Origin of the sequence: Parachlamydia sp. AcF125, from assembly GCF_018342475.1 — a bacterium.
Lineage (GTDB): Bacteria > Chlamydiota > Chlamydiia > Chlamydiales > Parachlamydiaceae > Parachlamydia.
Map to the genome: position 1 here is coordinate 698,352 of NZ_JAEMUD010000001.1, position 25,181 is coordinate 723,532.

Sequence of the window (25,181 nt, forward strand, 5' to 3'; positions counted from 1 at the left end):
AACCAAAAGTAGATCCATGAAAAGTGATGCTCCCAAGCCTATTTATTTAGCTGACTATAGACCCCCAGATTATTTGATCGAAACAGTTGATCTCCATTTTGAGCTAGAAGATGAAAAAACAACAGTTGCTTCCAAGCTTTTTATCAAGCAATCAGAAATAGGAAAAGGAGCTCCTCTGGTGTTGAACGGAGAATCTATGCAACTCCTCTCTATCAAGGTTGATGGTAAGCCCCTTGCAGAATCTCAATACCAGTTGGATGAAAAAAGGTTAACCATTCCTTTCCTTCCTGCCTCTTGTATTTTGGAAATTGTGACGCAAATCAACCCGCAAGCAAACACAGCCTTAGATGGACTCTATAAATCCGGTGGGATTTTTTGTACCCAGAATGAGCCTGAAGGTTTCAGACGGATTACCTATTTTCTAGATCGCCCCGATGTCATGTCTAAATATACCACCACAATTGTGGCCAATAAGGAGCGTTTTCCTTTGCTTTTATCTAATGGAAATTTGATTGGAAAAGGGGATCTAGTTGGGGGCAAACATTGGGCGCAATGGGAAGATCCGTTTGCAAAACCATGCTATTTATTTGCCTTAGTGGCAGGCGATTTAGGGTGTGTAGAGGATGTTTACACGACCCGCTCTGGAAGAAAAGTAGATTTAAAGATTTACTGCGATAAAGGGAATGAGTCCAAATGCCAACATGCGATGCAATCTTTGATTTACTCGATGAAATGGGATGAAGATGTTTTTGGCTTAGAATACGATTTGGACATTTATATGATCGTGGCGGTCGACTCCTTTAATATGGGCGCTATGGAAAACAAGGGGCTGAATATCTTCAATACCAATTGCGTCATGGCGGATGCTGCATCAGCCACCGATGATAATTTTACACGCGTTGAAAAAGTAATTGCCCACGAATACTTTCATAACTGGACAGGCAATCGAATCACCTGCCGCGATTGGTTTCAATTGACTTTAAAAGAAGGATTAACCGTTTTTCGGGATCAAGAGTTTTCTGCCGATAGAGGGTCGGTCCACCGCATAGAAGATGTACAAGCTTTGCGCGAATTGCAATTTGCTGAAGATGCGGGACCTATGGCTCACCCCATTAAGCCAAGCTCTTATATTCAGATTAACAATTTTTATACAACGACCGTGTATAAGAAAGGGGCGGAAGTCATTCGGATGATCCGTACGCTGATTGGAAAAGAAAATTTCCGCAGAGGAATCGATCGGTATTTTGAGCTTTATGACGGTCAAGCTGTCACGACGGATGATTTTGTGCATGCCATGGAATGGGCTTCGGGGAAAGACCTAACGACCCAATTTAAGCGCTGGTATACCCAAAGTGGCACTCCTCACTTAGATCTAAGCTTTAAATATGACGCTGCAAATAAACGCTTTGAAATGACGGTTGAGCAGTCTTGTGCGCCCACCCCAGATGGAAGTGAAAAGCTCCCTTTTTACTTTCCATTTAAAGTGGGATTGTTAAACGATAAAGGGGAAAGCCTTTCTTTTATCCCACCAAACAGCTCGGAGAAGATGACGGAAGCAGTGCTGTGTATTTCTCAAGCAAAAGAGACTTTTATTTTTGAAGATGTATTCAGTAAGCCCATCCCTTCAGTCAATCGGGATTTTACGGCTCCCATTACTTTGGCAGCCCCCTATAGCCGTCGCGATTATGCGCTTTTGATGGCCTATGATCCTAACCAGTTTAATCGTTGGGATGCTAGCCAAACGTTGGCCACACAAGTGCTTTTAGAAATGGTAGAAGATTTGCATGAAGGACTTGACCCCATGATGGATGAGGACTTTATGGGGGCGTTTGGAAAAACCTTGGCAGATCCTTCATTAGATAAAGCCCTCAAAGCAAGGCTCTTATCTTTGCCAAGTGAGGAAATGCTGCACCAAAAGCAAAAAGAAATTGACTTCGATGCTGTCCATCTGATGCGGGAATTTGCCATCTTGGAATTAGCGACCCGTTATGAAGAGGAATTGCTAAATACTTATAAAGAATGCCATTCAGATGTAGAATACACGTTTGATGCAGTTTCTGTAGGCAATCGAGCCTTGAAAAACCTCTGCTTATTTTATCTTTCGGCTACTTACAAACCAGAATTTACGCAGCTTTGTGAACAGCAGTTTCTAAAAGCCAAGAATATGACAGATCACTTCTCGGCCCTCGCTTTACTTAATCAGATCGATTCTCCTGTGCGCCAAAAAGCCTTAGATCAATTCTACGAGCGGTGGAAGCATGATCCTCTGGTTATGTGCAAATGGTTAAGCGTACAAGCATTTTGCAAATTAGATGGAGCCTTAGAAAGAGTGAAAGCACTGACAAAAGCTCCTCCATTTGATTTTAAAGTGCCAAACCTTGTGCGAGCGCTTTTTGTCAGCTTTATGGATAACCATGTGCACTTTAATGCCAATAATGGAGAAGGGTATGCATTTTTAGCAGATACTATCCTTTATCTGGATCCCATAAACTCGCAGATGGCTGCTAAACTAGCGGGGGGATTTAAAAAATATGCTAAGCTCGATTTTTTAAGAAAAAAAGCGATGAAGGAGCAGTTAGAAAGAATTTTGGCCCATAAAAATATCTCCAATAACGTCTATGAAATCGTGTATAAAACTTTGAAATCAGACCAAAATGGCTAAACAAGCACAGCGCCTATTTTTTGGATTTGAAGCAGAAGCTCCCTGGCCCGCAGATTTGCCAGCAGGGAGAGTTTTAGAGGAATCTTGTAGGCATATGACTTTAGCATTTTTAGGAAATGTAGAAGGGCAGAAGGTTAACACCCTGCTGCCCACTTTTCCTAAGCCTAGCTTCCAATATGGCTTACTTGGGTATGCTGATCGGCTCACTTTCCTCCCTAAGCAGCATCCGCGTGTGGTGGCTTGGCATGTAGCATGCAGTCAATTGGTTGAAGAATATCAAAAAAAACTTATAGATTGGTTGCAAAAGCAGGGTTTCAAATTTCGGGAGCGAGAATCTTTTCTTCCCCATATCACCATTGCGCGTGCCCCTTTTTCTTTTCAAGTTTGGCGAAAATCTTTCAAACCTTTTCCTATAGTTTTGAAAGCGATCCATCTTTATGAAAGTCTTGGAAACTTAAATTATGTCTCTCGGTGGAGTTATCCTTTAATTCCTCCCTTTGAAGAACTGGAACACACCGCAGATGTCGCCTTTTGTATAAGAGGAGCGACACTTTCCGATCTCTGTATGCATGCTCAGGCTGCTTTATCTTTTCTTTTTCCTCCCATCCACTTGTTTTTCCCTCCCCTGAGCGTCATTTATTCTTTAGAAGAAATCATTAGGCATTTAAATGCAGGGATTACACGGGCCGATGGGGAGTTAGGATGCCCTTTCAAAGCTGTCAGCTTACACGGAGAAATTCGGGAGTCTAAAAACCACTTTTTAGAATGGGAGATGATTGTCGATGTATAATCTAAAAAAAATCCAACCTGCCACCTACCTTTTACCTCAAGAAGAGGGAATGCTTGTTCCTGGATTAGTGATTGCGACAGAGGAGTTGATACGGGAAGGAGATTTTGAAAAACCCCTAGAACAAGTCCGCCATGTGGCTCACCTTCCAGGTATTGTAGGCTATAGCGTGGCAATGCCCGATATTCATTGGGGATATGGATTTCCTATTGGAGGAGTGGCTGCCACGGATGCGGAGACAGGGGTAATCAGCCCCGGAGGAGTAGGCTATGACATCAATTGTGGAGTTCGCTTAGCGTTAGTTCCTCTGCCCTTCAAACAGCTTTCTTCTCGCACTAAAGAGGCCCTCTTAAATGCAATTTTTAAGCATGTGCCCTCAGGCTTTGGGCATGGTTTTTCTAAGATTAAAAAAAAGCTTTCAGATAAAGATTATCGAGAGCTTATCGGCAAGGGAGCAAAGTGGTCGATTGAGCAGGGTTATGGCTTCGAGGAAGATTTAGAAGGTATGGAGAGCCAGGGTTTTATTGCAGGCGGGGGGTTAGAGGCTGTGTCCGTGCAAGCGCGCAAGAGGGGAGAAAGTCAGTTGGGGTCCATCGGTTCAGGAAATCATTTTGTGGAAATTGGAGAAATTCAAAAAATTTTCCTCCCAGAGCTTGCCAAAGCTTGGGAGGTGGAAGAGGGGCAGACCTACATTTTGATTCATTCGGGCTCTCGCGGCTTTGGACATCAGGTTTGTCAAGACTCTTTGGATGATTTTCTCAAGCAAGGGTATGCCAAAGGATTGCCCGATCGGCAGCTTGTGGCAGCCCCTATTCAGAGCGAGGCAGGCCGAAACTATTTCAAAGCGATGGCAGCTGCTGCAAATTACGCTTTCAATAATCGACAGCAAATTTTACATGCTGTTAGGCAAAGCTTTTCAGAAACATGCCAAATTTCACCTGAAGAAATTCGGTTGCTTTATGACGTTTGCCATAATATCGCTAAATTTGAAATGCATGAAATCAAAGGGGAAATGCGCAAACTTTGTGTCCACCGCAAAGGAGCCACGCGAGCTTTTGGGAAGGGGACCGCGGAGCTTAACTCTCTTTTTCAACAAACAGGACAGCCTGTTTTAGTTCCAGGAGATATGGGAAGAGCCAGCCATCTCATGGTGGGGAGGGGAAATCCTTTGACGTGGTGTAGTGCATGTCATGGAGCAGGGAGAGCAAAAAGCCGTATCCAATCCTTGAAGTTGTGGAAACAAAAAAATCCGCTTCATTATATGAAAGAACAAGGGATTCTTGTTAAAGCCCATTCTCCTCGTACGATTGCTGAGGAAATGCCTGATGCTTACAAAGATGTAGACAGCGTTGTAGATGCGGTACAGGAAGCTGGGCTTGCCGATAAAGTAGCCCGATTAAAACCTTCACTCGTCATTAAGGGATGATATGATGCGGGCTATGGTACTTGAGAAACCCGGAACTCCACTCAAACGTGTTACTCTTGCGATTCCCGAGCCTACCTCTACACAGATTCTTGTACAGGTAGAAGCTTGTGGCGTATGCCGAACCGACCTGCACATTCGAGATGGGGAGCTCACTCAGCCCCATCTTCCGCTCATCTTAGGGCACCAAATTGTAGGGATAGTGACAAAGGTGGGAAGCGAAGTTAAAAATTTTAAAGCTGGGGATCGAATTGGCGTGCCTTGGGTGGGGGGTTGCTGTAATGCCTGCGAATATTGTCTTTCTGGACGTGAAAATCTTTGCGATCATGGAAGCTTTACAGGTTATCAACTTCAAGGGGGCTTTGCTGAATATGCCGTGGCGAATGAATCCTTTTGCTTTTCTATTCCTGTTGAATTTTCTTCCCTACAGGCTGCTCCCTTGTTATGTGGAGGTTTGATTGGATACAGGGCTTTAAGAATGAGTGGAGAGGCTAAAAAGTTAGGATTTTATGGATTTGGCTCTTCTGCGCATTTAATGACTCAGTTAGCAGTTTACCAAGGAAAAAGCGTCTATGTTTTTACACGTTCTGGGGATGAAAAAACCCAGGCTTTTGCCAAGCAATTGGGGGCGATTTGGGCAGGTAGTTCTGATGAATTGCCTCCTGTTCAGCTAGATGCTGCGATTATATTTGCGCCTGTAGGAAGCTTGGCTCTGGCAGCTTTAAAAGCGGTGGCCAAAGGGGGAAGGGTTGTCTGTGCAGGCATTCATATGAGTGATATTCCCTCATTTCCTTATTCTCTTCTCTATGGGGAAAGGATGATCTGCTCAGTGACCAACCTCACTAGACAAGATGGCAAGGAATTTTTAGAGTTAGCACCCAAAGTTCCGATTCATAGTCAAATAAATGTTTATCCTTTAGAAAAAGCTAACCAGGCTTTGGATGATTTAAAACAGGGAAAAGTGAACGGCTCTGTAGTCCTACGAATCAAAGAATAAATTAAAATTTATTTGATTTTTATTGTTGATTATAAATGATTATTTAACTACCATGCATGTATTTGTTTATCTATTTATTTTATAATTGTTTCAATTAGCAATGAAAATAAAAAAAAGCGAAAATCCAAATTTATCAATTCATACTTACCTCATCATTGATGAAGAGACACAGCAAGCTGCCGTCGTGGACCCTGCTCGAAATATTGAGCCTTTACTTGCGTTAATTGAAGAAGAAAAGGTTCAAGTGACCTACATATTGGAAACGCATGTGCATGCAGATTTTGTCTCGGGAGCAAAAGAACTTAAGCACCATTTGCAAAAAAAGCCTGTGATTGTCTGTTCGGGGCTAGGGGGGGAAGAATGGCAACCTCGTTATGCTGATCGCCTGATTGCAAAAGATCGCGAAATACTCAACCTTGGTCATTTGGCTTTACAAGCCTGGTACGTACCTGGGCATACTCCTGAACATATCATGTGGCTTATTTTAAAGCAGGATTCTCCCCTGGCTGTATTCTCAGGGGATTTTCTTTTAGGAGGTTCGCTGGGTCGCCCAGACCTTTTAGGGCAAAGCAAACTTTTTGAACTAGCCAAACTGCTTTACCAAAGCGCTTTTCATGTTTTAAGGGATTTACCCGATCATCTACCCGTTTATCCGGCGCATGGGGCAGGCTCTTTTTGTGGAAAAAACATTGCCGATAAAAGTCTTCTCATTCTAGGGGAGGAAAAACGCACAAATCCTCACTTGATCCCCCAAGCAGAAGAAATGTGGATTAAACAATTATTAGAGGGAATGCCTCCGGCGCCTAGTTATTTTTCTCGTTTAAAACAGTTAAATGTTAAAGGGGCGGATTTAATTCAATCGCTTGTTCCTCCTCGCCGGTTAGAAGCTCAGGAATTGCATTCACCCGGCCTGGTTGTCGTAGACCTTAGAGACCAAGAAGCGTTCGCCCAATCATTTGTAAAAGGATCTATTAATATTCCTTTTGGGCTTTCTTTCACTAAGTGGGCAGCTGAAATTCTGCTTGCAGACTCTCCCCTTGCGCTTGTCACCCCTGATATCGAAACTTGTGTCCAAGCTTTGAAGCTGCTTAGGTTGATTGGCTTAGATCATGTGATCGGTTATATGATGTGGCAAGAGGAATTGCTAGCCCCATCCATGAAGGATTCTTTTCCTTTAATGCTTCCCCAGAATGTCCATTTTAATCCTAATGAGCCTATCATTGATGTGCGAACTCGTGAGGAGTGGGATCAAGGACATATAGCAGGAGCGCTTCATATTCCTTTAGCGCTTTTTGCTAAAGAAGAGCTTGAGCTTTCTCCAGACAAGCCCCTTCTTATGATTTGCGGTAGCGGTTATCGCTCTTCAATTGCAGCTTCTCTCGCAAAAAGAAAGGGATTTATCCACTTAGCTAGTATTAAAGGGGGGATGCAAGCTTGGAAAAAGGCCTTATTACCTATTATAAAATCGGAGGATTAAACGATGTCCATTATAAAAGCAACCAGTCACTTAGTGACAAACCATGAAAATTGGCACCTTGAATATCACGATAAACCTGCGGTTCCATTGGCACAAGTTGTGAAAAGATGCTTCCTTTCGGTGTTTATTGTCTCTCCCTTTTTTTTAGCAGTGAGCCCTTTTCTTCTTCCTCTGGGGGTCACAGCTTTTTGCCTGGAAAAAAAAAGACAAAAGAGAACGATGGCGATTTTGGAAGACATTACCCGTTTAGAAAGTTACAAAAAAGCAAGACTTGAAAAGTATAAAAATAAAATAGCTATTTTTGAAAAAAAAGCGCTGCCTTTTTTAGAGAAAAACTCTTTGGGGAGTTTGGTAAATTTACCGACGTATTTTCGAGAATGGGATGAGGATAAAAAGCGAGTTTATTGGAAAAAATTTTCGCAGATAAATTTTTACCAAAACTATCTCTCCCAAAAAAAATTTAGAGAGGAATTTGAAAAACTTGAAAAAATTCAAAAAGAAATGCCGGTTTGGGAAGACACTACCCCTTTAGAAAGTTACAAAAAAGCAAGACTTGAAAAGTACAAAAACAAAATAGCCATCTTTGAAAAAAAAGCACTGCCTTTTTTAGAGAAAAAATCTTTGGGGAGTTTGGTAAATTTACCGACGTATTTTCGAGAATGGGATGAGGATAAAAAGCGAGTTTATTGGAAAAAATTTTCGCAGATAAATTTTTACCAAAACTATCTCTCCCAAAAAAAATTTAGAGAGGAATTTGAAAAACTTGAAAAAATTCAAAAAAAAATGACGATTGTGGAAAAGCAAAATGCTATTTTGCCGAGTGATGACAACAATGAAGCTATCCAAAAAATTCTGGAACTTAAAGCAGTTAAAAACAAATTTAAGTTAATGAGGGCTACAGAAAATCTTAAATTATTTATTTGTGCAATGCTCCCCCTGGGATTTTTGTTCTCACCTTTAGGTAAAGGTCGGTCTTTATTTAAAGGAAAGAAAGAACTTTTGCCTCAGTTGCCACTTTTTGATAAGTATGCTGATCTGGTAGAGGCGCATAATCAGCTTATCGAAAGACATGAATGTCTTGTTCCTTTGTTGATTAAGCCTTTTAAACTTCAAGCTTAAGAGGCCAAGTTTTTTGCTTGTCCTGTGTGTGGTCTCAATGAGTACTTTAGCTTGGATTACATACCAACGGGAGCACTAGCTAGGCTAAGTTTATTAAGTTTTACTGAAGAGCTGCGTTCTCAAAAAAAGGGAATTTTTTGTTAAAGTGAATGAACCTATCCCGTTTTAGTAAATTTATGAGTATTGATAATAATCGCCTTTATCAAATGGCAAGCCGTTTTAGGCAAAAGGCTTTAAGTTTCTCCAAATAGATTGTCTGCTTTAAAAAGGCATGCAAGCTTGGAAAAAAGCCTTATTACCTATTATAAAATCGGAGGATTAAACGATGTCCATTATAAAAGCAACCAGTCACTTAGTGACAAACCATGAAAATTGGCACCTTGAATATCATGATAAACCTGCGGTTACACTGGCACAAGTTGTGAAAAGATGCTTCCTTTCGGTGTTTATTGTCTCTCCCCTTTTTTTAGCAGTGAGCCCTTTTCTTCTTCCTCTGGGGATCACAGTTTTTTGCCAGGCAAAAAAAAGACAAAAGAGAACAATGGCGATTTTGGAAGACCCTACCCGTTTAGAAAGTTACAAAAAAGCAAGACTTGAAAAGTATAAAAATAAAATAGCTATTTTTGAAAAAAAAGCGCTGCCTTTTTTAGAGAAAAACTCTTTGGGGAGTTTGGTAAATTTACCGACGTATTTTCGAGAATGGGATGAGGATAAAAAGCGAGTTTATTGGAACAAATTTTCGCAGATAAATTTTTATCAAGGATCTCTCTCCCAAAAAAGACTTAAAGGCGAATTTGAAAGACTTGAAAAAATTCGAAAAAAAATGGCAGCTTTGGAACAGCAAAATCCCATTTTATCGGGTAGTGATAGCAATGAGGCTATTCAAAAAATTCTGGAACTTAAAGCAGTTAAAAATAATTTTAAGGTAATACAGGCCAAACAAGAGCTTAAATCATATATTTTCTGTATGTTGCCCTTGGGATTTTTGATGGATCCTAAAGGCAAAGACCGGCCTTTATTTGAAAAAAAGAAAGAACTTTTGCCTCAGTTGCCACTTTTTGATCAGTATGCTGATCTAGTAGAGGCGCATAATCAGCTTATCGAAAGACATGAATATCTTGTTCCTTTGTTGGCTAAGCCTTTTAAACCTCAAGTTTAAGAGACCAGCTTTTTACTTGTCCTACGGTCTCAATGAGTCCTTTACCTTGGGTTACATAACCACGGGAACATTAGCTAGGCTAAGATTATCAAGTTTTGCTGAAGGCCTGTGCTCGCAAAAAGTGGAATTTTTTTGTTAAATTGGATGAACCTATCCCTTTTTAGTAAATTTATGAGTATTGATAATAATCGCTTTTATCAAATGGCAATCGTTTTTATAAAAAAGTTTTAAATTTTCTCTAAATAGATTTCTGCTTTAAAAAGACATGCAAGTTTGTAAAAAGTTTCTATTACTGTTTATAAAATAATAGGATTAAACAATGCCGATTGTAAGGACAACTAGTCGCCTAGTGACAAACCATGAAAATTGGCAACTTGAGTATCGGAATAAGAGCCGAGTTATCAGTAAAACGAACGCAAGTATTTCATTTGTGAGAGAATGCGTGATTTCGGCTATTGCTTATCCCATTTTTTTAGTTGGAAGCCTTATTTTTCTTCCTGAAACGCTTTTAGCACGCTATAGGGCAAGCACAAGGCAAGCGAGAACAATGGCGATTTTGCAAGACAAAGCTTTGTTAGAAAGTTATAAAAACAAAAAACTTGAAAAGCATAAAAATAGGATAGTAGCGTTGGAAAAATCGGCGTTACCCCTTTTGGCAACAAGATCTCTTTTAACTTTAAAACCGTTGAGTTATTCCAAAAAATGGAGTGGAGATAAAAAACGAGATTATTGGAATAAATTTTTAGAGACGGATTTTTATCAAGAGTTCCTCTCCACAAAAAATTTCAACGCTTTTCTATTAGAAAGACTCGAAAAAATCCGCAAAAAGTTTTCTGTTTTAGATAAGCAAAATGCTGTTTTACCGGATGATAAGAGCGATTCAGCCCTTCAGGAAATCCTACTCCTCAAGGCGATCAAAAATAAGTTTAAGTTAACCCAGGCACAAAATCATCTCAAAGTGACTTTTTTAAGAATATTGCCGTTTGGATCGATGCTGTATGCTCCAATAAAAGCTTGGTCTTTCTATGAAAGAAAGAAAGAACTTTTGCCCCAGTTGCCACTTTTTAATAAGTATGCAGATCTGGTAGAGGCGCATAATCAGCTTATCGAAAGACATGAATATCTGGTTCCTTTGCTGACTGAGCCTTTTAAACCTCAAACTCAGAGGGCGGGCGGTTAATTTTAAGTAATTGATAATTAGATATTTAAAATTACGATTGAGCTTTTTCATATTCTGTATTAACCTGAGTTTTAAATTGTCTCCTCTCCTCAGTAAAATTATTGGTATAGGCGAAGGAATATCAAGATTACCCCCAAACATAACTCTTAAAAAATATCGATACAAGTTGAGGAATTGTAGAGAAAGAAATGCACGAGATTAAAGTCAGGGCAATCAAATTCCTTTTCCGCTCAAAAAAGAAAAAAGCTATTTCCTTCTTTGATGGGATGGGGAGGAATGATAGAAGAACTTCATAGAAGAAGGCGGGACAGTAGAGGCAAATTGGAAAGAATAATTGGAGAAAAAATTCATGACCGATAGTGAAGTAACGAACTTTGATAGAGAAGAAGAAGAGATTGCAATAGGCACGTTAGAGAGATATTCCGGATCAGATGCCGCTGAATTTCAACCCTATCTCCTGTTAACGAATTTTCCTAAATATGTGCAATATTTTGCTTCAAGCCGCGATGTGCCCATCGTGGAAGGATCGATGTTTTCAGTCGCCCATTCCCCCAAAGAAAAGGTGAGTATTCTCGATTTTAAGATTGGGTCTCCTGCAGCTGCGTTAATCGTCGATTTATGTGCCCATTTGCCCATTAAAGCAAGCCTTCTTTTAGGGATGTGTGGAGGATTAAGGCGCCATTATCAAGTGGGAGACTATTTTGTGCCCGTTGCAGGAATTCGTGGGGAAGGAACTTCAGACTTCTATTTTTCACAAGAAGTGCCAGCTCTTGCAAACTTTCTTGTTCAAAAGGCCGTGACAAATGTCTTGATGGAAGATGGGATTAAATATCATCTTGGAATTACCCATACCACAAACAAACGGTTTTGGGAATTTAACGCAGATTTCAAGGCCCGTTTGAATACGACTCGACCTCAAGCCGTTGAAATGGAATGCGCTACTCTTTTTATGGCAAGCTATTATCACAAGTTACCGCTTGGCGCGTTACTTCTTATTTCAGACCTTCCTTTAAGTCCGAAAGGTATCAAGACTAAAAAGAGCTCCCAAGATGTTTTTACCAAATATACGGGTGAGCATGTGGAGTTAGGAATAAAGGCTATTGAAGAGTTAGATAACTTACTTAAGTTAGAAGAAAAAGGCGTTTTTAGAGGTAGAAGGCGCAAATTTGAAAAAACAATTGGCGACTAACGCCTAAATTTTTCTTTTTCCCACTTTTCTAGAGCTTGTTTGGTCACTCTTTCAAGCTCTTCCGCTGTTTTTATTTTCCCTAATAAAATTTTATGGGAAAGAGTGTGTTTCCCTTTTTTCCATTCAATAGACAGGGCAAGCTTATCAAATTTTAATAAGAGATAACCTCGCTGCGAAGCAAATACACGAATACGTGTAAGCGCTAGCAGCCACTGAACCTGAGTAGGTAGCGGGCCAAACCGATCTTTTAGCTCTTGTTCGATAAGCTCCACATCACTTAAGGCAAGCGCTTCGCCTAAACGTTGATAAATTTCCATGCGTAGGCTGACTTCATTAACATAATCTTCTGGAAGGCAAGCATCATAGTGAAATTCAAGCTTCGTTTCGCATATTCCTGGAGAAAGTTCTCCTTGCAGAGTTTGAACAGTCCTGCGCAAAAGCTTACAGTAAAAATGAAATCCGATGGCTGCGACATGGCCTGATTGCTCAGTCCCCAATATGTTGCCTGCCCCTCGAATTTCCAAATCATGCATCGCAAGCTTCATCCCTCCTCCATAGCCACACGCTTGGGCCAGCGCTTGCAACCTTTTCCGGGCTAAGGAGGGAAGAGAGTTTAAACTGGGGACTAAAAAGTAAGCATAAGCCCGCCTATTCCACCGGCCCACACGTCCGCGCAATTGGTATAAATCGGCTAATCCAAATTGATCTGCACGACTGATGAGAATCGTATTTGCATTGGGAATGTCGATCCCGTTTTCGACAATAGTAGTTGAGACTAAAATATCTGCAGAACCGCTTTTAAAGGCATGGAACACCGCATCGATTTCATCTGCGCTCATTTGGCCGTGTCCTACGACCACCCGTGCCTGAGGTAGAAGTTTTTTGATTTTAGCGGCGACTTCAAAAATTGTTTCAACGCGGTTGTGAATGACGAAAGCTTGCCCATCCCGGGACAGTTCCCGTAGTAGAGAATTTTTGAAAACATGATCGCTTGGTTCTGAAATTACCGTAGTAATAGGCAGACGGTCTTGAGGAGGAGTATTGATGACAGACATATCTCTAGCCCCTACAAGAGACATGTAAAGGGTTCTAGGAATGGGAGTGGCAGATAGAGTGAGGCAATCGACACCCATTTTAATTTTTTTTAAATGTTCCTTGGCCTTCACGCCAAAGCGATGTTCTTCGTCAATAATCAACAAGCCTAAATCGTGAAAGACCACATCTTTGCTAATGAGTCGGTGAGTCCCGATCAAAATATCGATGCTTCCCTTTGCAACCTGTTCCAAGGTTTGCTTAGTTTCTTTAGCCGTACGGAAACGAGAAAGCACCCCAATCCGGACGGGGAAGTTTGACATTCTTTCTATAAAGCTCTCGTAATGTTGCATAGCCAAGACAGTTGTGGGGACAAGTAGAGCCACTTGTTTATGCCCATCCACAACAGCTTTGAACGCGGCTCGCATCGCCACTTCAGTTTTACCATATCCTACATCGCCACAAATCAGCCGGTCCATAGTTTTCGCAGATTGCATATCTTCTTTAATATTTGCAATGGCTTGCAACTGATCTTCTGTTTCTTGATAAGGGAAATCTTTTTCAAAGGCTTGCATATCTGCACTATCGGGTGGGTAAATCGCGCCTACTTCTAAAGAACGGCTAGCATAAAGTTGCAGCAGATCTTTTGTATATCCCACTATCGCTTCTTCTGTTTTTTCTTTGGTTTTCTTCCAACGGGTACTTCCCAAGGTATGCATACTTGGAAGTTCGTCGCTGCTTCCAATATATTTAGTGACAAGATGAGCTTGGTTAAGTGGAACGTACAGTTTGCCGTTCTCAGCATATTCAATTAGAAAAAATTCACTCAATACTCCATTGTGGTTAAGCTTTTTTTCGATTCCCAAAAATCGACCAATTCCATGGTTGAGATGCACCACCATATCGCCGGGAATAAGATGATACGCCTCTGAAGGAGGAGTATGGTAAGTGCTGCGCAGTTTTTGCCGGCGCAATTTATAGCGATGTGACACTTCTGTGAAAGGGATAACTAAGAGCTGTTCTTGAGGAAGAACCAAACCGCTTGAGAGATAACCCTCTTGGTAAATGGTTTGGAGGGGAAGCTGAATGCTTTTTTGAGCTATTTTTTGTTTAAGGGTATTTTCCTCCAATTCACTCGCACATAAAAAATGGAGGCTCGCTTCTCTCGGGATATGGGTAAAGCCCTCTAAAATCTCATTCCCCGACACCTCTTGCTCTTCCTCCCTAAAGGGGAGCAGGTAATCGATTAAAGGGACGAAAGGGGAGAGCCATCGTTTAGCCACTAAATTCTTGTTAAACATGCTAAACGATAAAGCATGCATAGGCGCATTTTCAGAGTAGAAGCCTTTTTCTTTTGCCTGGTGAAGTTTAACTTCTGTAAGTTCTTCAATAGGTTGCCGGCTCCAGTAAATTTTTTGCAAAGGCGCGATTTGGTTAAAAAAATTGTCTATGCCTTGAAAAGAGCGTGTCGGTGCCCCGCAAATGTGAATTAAGGAGGAATAACGATCTTCAAGGGCTAAAAGATCATCAAAAATGACGATAGTTTGCGGGCCTAAATAGTCTAAAATTGTAGAAAGCTTAGAAGACTGTTGGATCAGCTCCATCTCTTGAGCAGGAGTGATCTCAATCTGCTCTATAGGTTTAATCGATCTTTGACCAATCGGATCAAACAAGCGAAGCGATTCAAGCTCATCTCCCCAAAATTCGAGACGGAAGGGATCGGGAGAGGCCACAGGAAAGATATCGATAATTCCTCCTCTGACAGCAAATTCCCCTTTATCAGCAGCTACCGCGGCACGCCGATATCCCATTGCCTGCAGGCGCTGGATGAGATTTTCGAAGGAGAAGGTTTCCCCTTTTTTTAAAGTCAGATAAAGAGAGTCAAAATTTTGAGGGGGAATTAAGCTTTGAAGACAGGCTTGCAAACCGCTAATAATAATGTGTGGTTGCGAAGCTACTGAGACTTGCCGGAGAGCTTTATATCGCTCACCTACAGTATCAGGGCTGGGAGCGATATTTTCTGAAGGCAAAGTTTCCCAGGCGGGGAATTCCAGGAGAGGGGCCTTAGAAAAGAAAGGAAAGTCATGATACAGACGGCTTTCTTCCTGACTACCCCCTGTTAGAATCAAAATATGCTTACCTGTGAGTTGAAGGGCAAAAGAGGCAATCAGAGCTTTAGGAGCATTCCAAAGCTCTTCAATAAGCACTGAATCACCTTGCTGAAGAGCTTCTTGAAGCTCCAATAGTTTTGGGTGTTTTAGAAGTTGTTCGATCACACGGCCTCTTCACTATTTAGAGCGCTTGTAAAAGCTCTCGGAATTTTGTTAAAGCCTCTGCAATTTTGTGAGGGGCTTTACCTCCCGCTTGAGCAATGTTGGGCTTCCCCCCACCGGTGCCTTCAATGATCGGGGCGAGTGTTTTGATGAGTTGGGAAGCATGGATGCCTTTAGTCACAAGATCATCGCTAACCCGAATGATTAAATGGCATTTATCCCCTTCTGCTACAGCTAAAGCAAGGGTGCCGGATCCCATTTTAGCTTGCAAAAGTTCAAGAAAATTGCGCAGTTCAGCGGGTGAAATATCTACTTTAGCAATAATAGCCGGAATATGGCGGATCATTTCGACTTGTCGCACAAGCTCTGTGAGCATCTCTTCCATCTTTCCTTTTTTCAAATTTTTTATTTCTTGGGCGAGTTGTTTATTCTCTTCAAGCAGTTTCTCGATTCTTTCCTGCAATTTCTGAGGCTGAGTTTTCAGCAGTTCTGCTAGAGAATCGACAAACTGTTCGCTATGGCGCGCAAAGCTTTCTGCTTCTTCACCGGTTACAGCTTCAATACGGCGCACTCCAGCTGCAATACTGCTTTCTTTAGCAATACGGAATAAACCGATATTTCCTAAAGCAGAGGTGTGAGTTCCCCCACACAGTTCTTTAGAAAAGTCTGCATCTACAACCCGTACTTTAGCTCCATATTTTTCCCCAAAGAATTGCTTGATATTTGTACATTTTTGGGCCTCATCGTAAGCTATCTCGTAGGTTTTGACGGGTAGGTTTTGCCTAATTCTTTGATTCACAAGATTTTCAATCTCCTGCACTTCTTGCTTGGTTAAAGGTTTGTGATGGCTAAAGTCAAAACGTAAACGACCTGGTTCTACCACAGACCCTGCTTGTTTAACGTGTTCTCCGAGCACATGATGAAGAGCCCAATGGAGGAGATGAGTAGCTGTATGATTATTTTCAATTTTCTGTCTGCGAGGAGAGTTGACGGAGGCTTCAATAAGATCGCCAACTTTTAAATGCCCTTGTACAAGTGTCCCTACATGCGCAATAACCCCTTGATAAGGAGAAATAGTATTAGCCACTTGAAAGAACACTCCATGGGAATTGAGCAGGGTGCCTGTATCGCCAACTTGGCCACCCATTTCTGCATAAAAGGGAGTTTGGTTGAGGATGATCATGGCCTCTTGACCAGCGATGATTTGATCGACAAATTGATCGTTAACCACTAGCCCGGTCACAGTTCCCTTTGAAGTGAGCTGTTGATAGCCTAGAAAAGCAGTGCCTGCATTTGCCTTAATAAAATCGACAAAGATATTAGGCGAGGCAATCTGCTGGGTGGTCTTTTGTACTTGCCGCGATCTTTCTTTGGCTTCATTTTCTAAGACCTCAAACCGCTCCTTATCAATCCCTAAATTAGCATCGCGGGCAATCAGTTCAATTTCTTCTAAAGGAAACCCATACGTATCTTTTAATTTGAAAGCATCGTCGCCTGAAATACGCTGATGCATATGTTGGGCACTTTCGATAATTTGATTAAGAATATTTCCTCCTCGCCGCAGTGTGCGCAGGAAGGCCTCTTCTTCTACCGTTAATATTTCTGCAATTCTTTGTTGCCCCTGTACTAGCTCCTTGTAATCTTCTCCCATCGTAGCCACAAGGCGCGGCAAAATATGGGCTAAAAAAGGGGTGTCCATGCCAAGCGAGCGGCCATAACGCACGGCTCGCCTTAAAACCTTGCGCAACACGTAACCACGATCGACATTGCTCGGTTGAACACCATCTGCAATTGCAAAGGCTAGGCAACGTAGGTGATCGGCAATCACATGGAAGGCGGGAGCTGTTTGTTTATTGTGGGGTTCGTAGGTCTTGTTAAAGACTTGCTCAGTTTGGGCAATTAATTCTCGCAGGACATCTGTACCAAATACAGAATCCACATCCATTTTCAAGCCTACCACTCTCTCTATGCCTGCACCTGTATCAATCGACGGTTTAGGGAGAGGGGATAAGCTGCCATCTTCTAGGCGATTAAATTGCATGAATACGAGATTCCAAAATTCTAAATATCGCTCGCCGGTGACATCTTCGGAAGGATTATTTGCAGGGCCATATTTAGGCCCTCTATCATAATACAGCTCAGAACAAGGACCGCAAGGGCCCACTTCTCCCATGCTCCAAAAGTTATCTTTCTCACCAAAACGAGTAATTTTATTGGCTGGGACATAACGGGTCCAAAGTTCAAAGGCTTCCTCATCATCTCGGAAGACGGTTGGCCAAATAGACTGAGGGTCAAACCCAAATACTTGGGTGGAAATATCCCAAGCGAATTGAATGGCTTCTGCTTTAAAATAATCGCCAAAGGAGAAATTTCCTAACATTTCAAAAAATGTGAGATGGCGGCTTGTATGGCCCACATTTTCTAAGTCGTTGTGTTTGCCTCCTACCCGAATACATTTTTGGCTGGTGGTAGCTCGCTGATAATCGCGCGCACTTTTCCCTAGAAAGACATCTTTAAATTGATTCATGCCTGCGTTTGTAAATAAAAGAGTGGGGTCATCGTGCGGAAAAACAGGGGATGAAGAAATAACACGGTGGCCATGCTCTTTAAAATAATTGAGGAATTGGCGACGGATTCTTTGTGTCTCCATGAAAAATAGCGTCCTTCGTACAGGGTTAGAGAGAAAAAACTTAAGCGATTAACTTGAATTTCGGGCTTTTTTCGATCAAGAGCGGCTTTTGACTTCGCGAACAGGATCCTTCTGCGAGAAGAGCCTACCGTTGGGAATCAAAGCCAGTCTGGATTTCTGCTCCAAAAACACCAAGTTCAGGTTATTAGTATGAGCTTAAAAGATTTATATTCCAAGAAAAGAATACTGCTTTAGGTTAATTCTTCTGTTAAGTGGTGGAGCTTTTTGAAGAACTAAAAATTAATTTGCATCCTCTTAACAGGGCAGAGAACTTCGGAGGAGTTTCAAAAGGAGAGACAAGCAAAGGACTTGGAGGAGAGCGCAGGGGAGAGGTAGACAGAGCATTTGAAGGTGCCTTAAGAGAAGAGGTGAGCTGAGGAGCGCTTGCCACTCTGGGGAGGGGGGATAAACGCTGCTGCATGAGCGCTCCTCGGCGAGGAGATTTAGAGGGAAGAATGACCCACTCCTTTGGAGGATATCGTTCCGTAGGCGGCACAGCTTTTTCCCAAGGAGGTATTAAGTCAGTAATAAAAGCATCGGGAACAAATTCGGAAAGACCAATTCCAACTAGAAAACCAAGTAAACCCGTTTTAACCAAATCGACCATTAACCCTCCAAAGGCAGCTTGAGCTTTTTTGGATGCTTTATTCAGGCTTGCAGCGTTTTTCAACCCTTTGGATAATGAGGCGATAACCTGATCCACAGTAATAGGTATATTCATGGCTAAAAGGATTGCTTGTACCACCTTTTTATGTTTATTTATCTCCTCTAAGAGTTTTTCGCGATTATTCACCAGCATATCCATGGAGCTAGTGGTATGATAAAAAAATTCTCTCACATGATGGCTGTTATGAGGGGGATTACAGGAAAAACTTTCCGCAGCCTCTATCATCAACATGCTAAGCTGAAATGAATCTAATAAAATCAAATAAGCACATCGAGCAATCCGCTGTAGGCGAAAAGAAACCGAATACCCAAATGTTTTGTACCAAACTAAGGTCGAAGGAGAGATATAAGCTTTTTTGGATTGCATAGGCCAGGTGGCTGGATAACGAGGGACGTAATGTCCCTTAAAAGCTAAGACTAATGATTGGTAATGCCTACGAATAGCAGCTTGCTTTTCAATGCAAAGAAAAATGCGATTGGCAATCATAACGGCTTGTGCGATCCCTCGGATGACAGGGATATTTGCGGCTCCTAAAAAATAGGCCGCATTTCCTGCGGCGAGCGTAGCAAAGTTGTTAGGATCTTTATAGGACTGAAACCTTTTCCAATAGCACCACCCTCGGTGAATCGTATGTACTACCATAAAAGGTATCCAGATAATAGCTGGGAGAGGACAAAAGGGGGTGGACATTCTGAGGGTCGTACGAACCAGATCAGAAGCTTGCATAAAAAACCTATGAAATAATTAAATTTATTCTTTAATCGAACAATACTTAATTTTTATTTTATGTTTCCATAGAATTTTTTTGAGGAGAAAGCATTGTTTAGAAAAAAAACAAGAGGTATATTGAAACGGATCTAAAACGTTTAGGAAAGAAACTAAAAAATAAAGCTCTACTTTTAATTAAACGTATGGGCGAATAACTAAAGGAGACCCCATGGTCAGTCCGGTAGCAGGTAATAATATCTCCTCGGAATTGTTTACAGATTCCAAACCAATCACAAGTGAGCAAATTATCCCTGTCTATATTAAATACCGCAGGGCTAAATCCATAGCTTACGTAGGAATGCTATACGATGCGCTTGTGTTATTTAATGCAAAACATTTAAAAGAAACCAAGAATCGGGCCCATATTACCGCTATTTTTAAAGAAGCCCGCTTTGCCATTTTGACGAAAAAAGACGGCGAATTTATAAGTTTGAAAATTCATCGGCATACAGAAGAAGATATCATTCCTTCTACACGCATTAGAGAACTGCTATTTAAAGAAGGAAAAGGGGAAGAAAAATGGATGCTTCCTCAGTCTTTTAAAGAACCTCCTAAAAATTTTATCGAATTTTTTGAAAAGTCTGAGTATGAAAATTATAAAAAATTTTATTTAGGAAAAGTGGAGGTTTTCCCACAACCGATCGAAGTAGAAGCAAGTGCTGCAGCAAAAGGGGAACCTCAAAATCCTCCCTCTAAGGCAAACAAATTATTTAAGTTTTTTAAAAATCCTTTTCCAAAAACATCCAATTAAAAAGCGACTATAACAACCCTATAGGCAAAATTATGACTTTTGGCGATTACCCGTCACATTGGCTGCCGCGCAGGAGCTTATCCAGATGCGAAAAACTACCTGAACCCGTTGTAAAATATGGGGAAAAAATTCCTGTTTATATCCGCAAAAAGCCTCTTTACCCTGTCGATCCTCGTCTAGCTGTAGTAAATGGAAGGGATGTGCTCATAAAGCATGTTAACCGCCTTTTCGAAAAAATGCAAAAAGCCTCCTCGGAAGAGGAAAAGGTTAAGAAAAGGAAGAGAATTATTGAAATTTTGGGAGATGAGCCTTATTTGGGCAGCTGCTTTGCCCTTTTAGAAAGGAAAGAAGAAAACGTGAACGTTCTCACCGTGAGAGAAAGAGAGGTAGAAAAATTAAAAGAGGCTCTTTTTTTATTAGAAATGCAGGCGGAAGGAAAAACAGAAACTTTTTATGTCGATGGCCAAGTCGAGATCCGGGCATTTAATGAACGAGAATACAAACAACATACAGATGCAATAGGGTATGCTCTCAATGCGATGCAAACAAACAATCCTGCCCCGACTCAAGCTAAGCCTGGCTGGAGGGGAAAGATTGGGAGAATTTTTAATAAAAAGTCTTCCTAAATTAGAAGCTTGCTAAAAACAAGCCCTAATTTTTTCTTTTTCGATCTCGGCCTGGGTTTTTCTCAAATAAAGAAGGTCGATATTTCCCTCATGAGAAACCCGGCCTGCTTGAATTTCTTCCAAGGCCGCTTCATAGAGGGCGTGTGGAGAAGGGGATGTTTCTATCCATTCTTTTTGCAGAAAAGGGCATGCTTGTAAAATCTTTGGCTGCAAAATAGATAGGTTTGGCGTAATTAAAACCTCACTTTTCTCAATTTCTTGTGCTAAGTCCTCTAAAAGGCATAATTTTGGCTGAGGTTCAAAGGAAACCTTTCCCTCGGTTTGCACACCGGATTGAATATAAACTCCTCCTATTCTAGCGTCGATCAAGGCAGAAAAGTGGCCATCCTTGGGGGGAACCCAGCCTTTTAAACTGGAAATTCCTATTAAAGGAAGGTGTAAAGAGTAGGCAAGCACCTTAGCACTGATGGCTCCCATTCTAAGACCTGTATAAGACCCAGGACCTGCTCCACAGATGATGTGAGAAAAATCCACAGGATTAAGTTTTAATGTAGTTAACCCCTCCTGAATAGCGGGCAGAAGATGAGAGGAGCTGCTATTTCCAAAGGGGAATGCTTTTTGGAAGACAACCCTTCTGTCTGCAAAAATAGCTATTAACCCTCGTTCGGTACTTGTTTCAATTAAAAGAGAATAATTCATAATTCTATAGGCATGGGAACAATCAGTTGTTGCAACGTTCGCACAAAATAATTATCTGTCATTCCTGCAATGTAGTCAAAAATTTGTTGGATTTCTGAGAACTGAGAACGATAACTTTCAGTTTTATTGTGCAGAAAATGGGACCAAAGGTGGCTATTTTCCCTGTTTTTTTGATGATCATTTAAGAGCGTTTCAAGCAAGATGCGGTAGCTTCTTTGGATTTTCTTTGACTCTACTTTGAGCAAGGGATGGACATAAATATGCTTGAAATTAAATTGGCGCAGAAGTTTAAGCGCTTCAAAGACCTCCTCCGAAAGGGCAATGTAATCTTTGCCATAGCTATTTTTAATGATATCTCGGGCGACAAAGGAGAGAATTTCCCCATTAGAAGTTCCTAGAATTGTTTTGGGAACCATTTTCCTATCCAGAATTTTCAACTGGATGGCGTCTTCAATGTCGCGTCCCAAATAACTAATGGTATCGCACAGTTTAACTAAGCATCCTTCCATAGTGCCTGGAATGATATTGAAATCAGGGTCTTTTAATTTTAAATTTCTTTCTTTAAAGTGATCTTCCCAACTCTTCCCAAAATGAGGTTTTAGAACACACCCTTGCATGCCTCCATCATGGCAGAGGAAGCCGTCATAGACATTTAGGCCTAGATTTAAGGGCTCGATATGAGTAAATAAGTGACAGGATTGCCAGGGGTGAGCAAACGCGGTTAATCCATATTCCTGAGCCAATTTAGAAAGGTATCGCTCTCCTTCATGTCCAAAGGGGGGATGGCCTACATCGTGACCTAAAGCAATTGCTTCAACTAAATCGAGGTTTAGGCGTAAAATTTCTGCAATGCCGCGCGCGAAATTACTCACAAGCTGGACATGCAAACTGCGATGGGTAATGTGATCGTTTTTGACAAGATAAACGACCTGCGTTTTATCCACATAGCGTGCATAGGCCTTAGAGTGCACAATCCGATCCACATCTCTTTTATAAGGCAGCCGGTGGTCTTGCTCTGCCCCAAAATATCTCGTATGGCTTTTGGAAAGCGCAGCATGCCCATGTAAATAACATGCTTCGTTCTCTTCCACAAAATTGCGATGAGTAGAAAAAAAATCTTTCTCATTTATTTCTAAGCTAGAGTGAGCTTTTAACGCATCCATCGGAGTGGTAAAGGGGTAATAAGTTTTTGGTATTTTGCTTGAACTTTTTCATAAAGTTTTTTAATTTGCAGGTTCCCTTCTTGGCCTTCATAAGTTTTTTGAAGAATTAATAATCCTTCCATTCCCTTTGGTAAAACTTCTTGGAAAAGTTCTATGGCTTTTTTCTCATCCCCTATTCGCTTACAAATTTTTTTATACTTTTTGAACCTAGGAAAGAGTAACTTGAAAAAAAATTCGAGAGCATTTAAGTTTTGTGGATTGGGTTTAGAGAGGCCTAAGCCGAACCATCCCTTTAAAGAAACTGTAGTGAGTCTCCCCTTATCATCTATCTGAATATCGTAATCTTCTTGGATTTTAGAGAGCTCAGACAAATTTTCTAGAAACCCTTCCAACTGTTGTGCCTGATCTTTTTCGCGAAAGGGTGGCTGCATTTGATAGATGTAGGGTTCAATTTGCGTTGCTAATCTTACCCACACACTTTCAGGTGCAAGCCACCCAAACTTGACAAACGAATAGTCTATTACAGTTAACTGTCCTGCTTGATAAGTGAGCGTGGAATAGATTTCAGCACAGGGAGCATCATTTGCAAACAAGTTTTCCGGGCGAGTGGTATAGCTTGCTTTAAGTGGAAACTTTATCTCAGCGTCAAATTTGGTTAAATTCCCCTCTAGGAGTAATTTTAACCCGGCTGCTTCAGAAACGTATATTCCAAAGTTTTTATCCACATCCTTTTGGTGGGATTTATTTAGATTTTCTTGAGGATAAAAAACAATCGATTGGTTGAGAATCATCATGAATTCCAGCAGTTTAATTCTCATCAAGGGTTCAATGACGCTTTCAGATTGTTTGGTCGCTTCGGCAATTTTCTTTATCTGTTCTTCAGAAAAATAGGTGTTTTCTTTGAAACGGGCCAGTTGCTCGCAAACAAACGTTTTTTCCTTGGGAGAAGTCGTATATTTCTCAATCAGGGAGGCTAAAAGGTGCTCGAGAAAATTTCCAGGGAGATGGGAAATGGTTAGATCTTGCGCAGTTCCCGGATAAGCGTCCAAAATTTTTTTAACTATAGGAGCGTGTTTGAAATGATCGATGACTTTGCTTGTTTCTTCGGGGTTATTGTATAAATGTTGATAATACAAATCTCGAATGATTGAAAACATTTTCTGATCTAATTCCAACCGTTGATTTTGAATTTTAATAGAAAAATCTTCCGGTTTTTCAATAAAATTCTTTGCGAAAAGCTCAATAGCAGATTCAATGGCACTGGCAAAGCTTATATTTTTATCTACCCCTTGGAGTGTTTTCTGAAGGTTTGTGAGTTGGTAATCGAGGAAGCCATTTTCGCCCATCTCGATAAAATAAGGAGCGCTTTTTTTAGGAATAAATTGTCCCTCCTCTTCCCCATACAATTCACTAAGCGTGAAGCAAAATTCTGAAGAAGGAAATGTGCCGTCATCAGGAAAAGAATTTCTGCCCATTAAAATGATTTGAATTAGACGAGTGACTTTTGCCCGTTGGGTGGAATTAGAGGCCAATAAGATTAAATGAGGAAAATGCTCTTTGGCCAGTTGTAGTGCTTTTTGAAATTGATAAAGAGAGGCTTTTATTAAAGGATTGCCCTCTTCGTCTTTAACCACGCAAATTTTGGCAAACGGATTATATTGAGCGCGGAACGTTTCATATAATGGGGTAGCTTTAGGTAAAGCGCGTAGCCAGCTGTCATTAAAACGGCGCTCCACCTCCTCAAAAAATAGTTGATCGTGTGGTTCTTTTGCGTGTTTTTTGCGAATGGAATGAGCATATTCTAGGAGCAATTCGGGCTCGGAAAAAAGTCCTTCTAAAGTTTGATCGTCGTGTAAAGGAAAAGGTGCACGTTTTTTTGTCTCCTGCTCCGGGGGAGGGGGAAGAGACACAGAGGACGAGGGAGGCGAATTAAGGCTGCGTTTCACTTTCTTACGGATATCTTTAATAGACTGCTCGATTTCTTTTAATTTTCGTCTAATAGATGAATTGGTGGTCCCGCAATTGTCAATCCGCTCATAAATTTTTTGAATAGCGGCAATTTTCTGGGGAGAATAAGAACTGGGCAATTTGCCGACTTCGGTTTTTTTTAGCCCTTTTTTGATTTGTTTTAACTCTTCCCGTAATTTTTCGGAAAGCCAAACGACATTTGGCCATTTATGCGTTTTAAATAAAAAAAACTCTAAGCGATGAAAGAATACGCGAATATGGTCCCAACAGATGCTAAGCGCATTGATATTTAGCTTCTCTTTAACTTTTTCGCCTTGCGTATTAGTGGTGGTTCTCGTCCGCGCGCAAGGAAGTAAATACAAATAGTCGGAGGTTGATAATTGAGTTGTCATATCAGCCAATTCCTCTTCGATTTATTTCAAATCTCGAATTTGGGTTCATAAAAAGAAGCCTTAAAACTTGAGAAAAAGAACTTTTGTTGAGCCTTTGGTAAGTTTATTATAGCAAAAAATGTATAAGCGTCAAAGAGTCTTTATTTAAGGGTAATTAAAG

Annotated in this window: 17 protein-coding genes; 11 read left to right on the top strand and 6 right to left on the bottom strand. The window is 41.0% G+C overall.

Translation table 11 applies throughout. From position 1 onward, the window contains the following. Window positions 1-16 precede the first annotated feature (16 nt). The 9 genes from pepN to PARA125_RS02895 all read left to right on the top strand — a co-directional run bounded on the left by pepN (window position 17) and on the right by PARA125_RS02895 (window position 11,993). Window positions 17-2,662 carry an aminopeptidase N gene (gene pepN, locus PARA125_RS02855; protein ID WP_213157203.1) on the top strand — a complete coding sequence of 882 codons (2,646 nt, stop codon included), beginning with the start codon at window positions 17-19 and terminating at the stop codon, window positions 2,660-2,662. Next, the gene (locus PARA125_RS02860) at window positions 2,655-3,452 is read left to right on the top strand and encodes a hypothetical protein (protein WP_213157204.1); all 798 of its coding nucleotides are present in this window, start codon (window positions 2,655-2,657) and stop codon (window positions 3,450-3,452) included. The genes pepN and PARA125_RS02860 overlap by 8 nt, the downstream gene beginning before the upstream one ends. Then, window positions 3,445-4,875 (top strand): RtcB family protein, encoded by a 1,431-nt coding sequence (locus tag PARA125_RS02865; protein WP_213157205.1) that lies wholly within the window; start codon window positions 3,445-3,447, stop codon window positions 4,873-4,875. Before PARA125_RS02860 ends, PARA125_RS02865 begins: the two co-directional genes overlap by 8 nt. Before the next feature lie 4 nt (window positions 4,876-4,879). Then, entirely contained in the window at window positions 4,880-5,869 is a 990-nt protein-coding gene (locus PARA125_RS02870) for a zinc-dependent alcohol dehydrogenase family protein (RefSeq protein WP_213157514.1), read from the top strand. Between the two features lie 100 nt (window positions 5,870-5,969). Further along, window positions 5,970-7,346 carry an MBL fold metallo-hydrolase gene (locus PARA125_RS02875; RefSeq protein WP_213157206.1) on the top strand — a complete coding sequence of 459 codons (1,377 nt, stop codon included), beginning with the start codon at window positions 5,970-5,972 and terminating at the stop codon, window positions 7,344-7,346. A gap of 3 nt (window positions 7,347-7,349) precedes the next feature. Then, complete coding sequence (locus PARA125_RS02880) at window positions 7,350-8,465, top strand: hypothetical protein (RefSeq protein WP_213157207.1); 1,116 nt, start codon at window positions 7,350-7,352, stop codon at window positions 8,463-8,465. Window positions 8,466-8,790: 325 nt separating this feature from the next. Further along, a complete protein-coding gene (locus tag PARA125_RS02885) occupies window positions 8,791-9,624 on the top strand; it encodes a hypothetical protein (RefSeq protein WP_213157208.1) in 834 nt (277 codons plus the stop codon). 319 nt (window positions 9,625-9,943) lie between these two features. Next, window positions 9,944-10,804 carry a hypothetical protein gene (locus tag PARA125_RS02890; protein WP_213157209.1) on the top strand — a complete coding sequence of 287 codons (861 nt, stop codon included), beginning with the start codon at window positions 9,944-9,946 and terminating at the stop codon, window positions 10,802-10,804. Between the two features lie 349 nt (window positions 10,805-11,153). Continuing rightward, complete coding sequence (locus PARA125_RS02895) at window positions 11,154-11,993, top strand: AMP nucleosidase (protein ID WP_213157210.1); 840 nt, start codon at window positions 11,154-11,156, stop codon at window positions 11,991-11,993. On the opposite strand, the gene mfd is transcribed toward PARA125_RS02895, so the two are convergent. The 3 genes from mfd to PARA125_RS02910 all read right to left on the bottom strand — a co-directional run bounded on the left by mfd (window position 11,990) and on the right by PARA125_RS02910 (window position 19,296). Continuing rightward, window positions 11,990-15,301: a transcription-repair coupling factor gene (gene mfd / locus PARA125_RS02900; protein WP_213157211.1), complete on the bottom strand. Its 3,312-nt coding sequence runs from the start codon at window positions 15,299-15,301 to the stop codon at window positions 11,990-11,992. The genes PARA125_RS02895 and mfd overlap by 4 nt on opposite strands. Window positions 15,302-15,317: 16 nt before the next feature. Further along, window positions 15,318-17,948 (bottom strand): alanine--tRNA ligase, encoded by a 2,631-nt coding sequence (gene alaS, locus PARA125_RS02905; protein ID WP_213157212.1) that lies wholly within the window; start codon window positions 17,946-17,948, stop codon window positions 15,318-15,320. Between the two features lie 247 nt (window positions 17,949-18,195). Further along, a complete protein-coding gene (locus tag PARA125_RS02910) occupies window positions 18,196-19,296 on the bottom strand; it encodes a hypothetical protein (protein WP_213157213.1) in 1,101 nt (366 codons plus the stop codon). A gap of 295 nt (window positions 19,297-19,591) precedes the next feature. Here PARA125_RS02910 and PARA125_RS02915 point away from each other — a divergent pair, with 295 nt between their 5' ends. Both PARA125_RS02915 and PARA125_RS02920 read left to right on the top strand, forming a co-directional pair. Continuing rightward, the gene (locus PARA125_RS02915) at window positions 19,592-20,173 is read left to right on the top strand and encodes a hypothetical protein (protein ID WP_213157214.1); all 582 of its coding nucleotides are present in this window, start codon (window positions 19,592-19,594) and stop codon (window positions 20,171-20,173) included. Between the two features lie 32 nt (window positions 20,174-20,205). Further along, entirely contained in the window at window positions 20,206-20,799 is a 594-nt protein-coding gene (locus tag PARA125_RS02920) for a hypothetical protein (RefSeq protein ID WP_213157215.1), read from the top strand. Window positions 20,800-20,811: 12 nt separating this feature from the next. Here the strand turns inward: PARA125_RS02920 and tsaB are convergent, their stop codons facing one another. From tsaB to PARA125_RS02935, 3 genes are read right to left on the bottom strand one after another with little or no spacing between them, the layout of a single operon-like run. Beyond that, window positions 20,812-21,498 (bottom strand): tRNA (adenosine(37)-N6)-threonylcarbamoyltransferase complex dimerization subunit type 1 TsaB, encoded by a 687-nt coding sequence (tsaB, locus tag PARA125_RS02925; protein WP_213157216.1) that lies wholly within the window; start codon window positions 21,496-21,498, stop codon window positions 20,812-20,814. Beyond that, complete coding sequence (locus PARA125_RS02930; RefSeq protein WP_213157217.1) at window positions 21,495-22,661, bottom strand: deoxyguanosinetriphosphate triphosphohydrolase family protein; 1,167 nt, start codon at window positions 22,659-22,661, stop codon at window positions 21,495-21,497. Before PARA125_RS02930 ends, tsaB begins: the two co-directional genes overlap by 4 nt. After that, window positions 22,649-25,021 carry a hypothetical protein gene (locus tag PARA125_RS02935; RefSeq protein WP_213157218.1) on the bottom strand — a complete coding sequence of 791 codons (2,373 nt, stop codon included), beginning with the start codon at window positions 25,019-25,021 and terminating at the stop codon, window positions 22,649-22,651. Before PARA125_RS02935 ends, PARA125_RS02930 begins: the two co-directional genes overlap by 13 nt. Window positions 25,022-25,181: the final 160 nt, after the last annotated feature.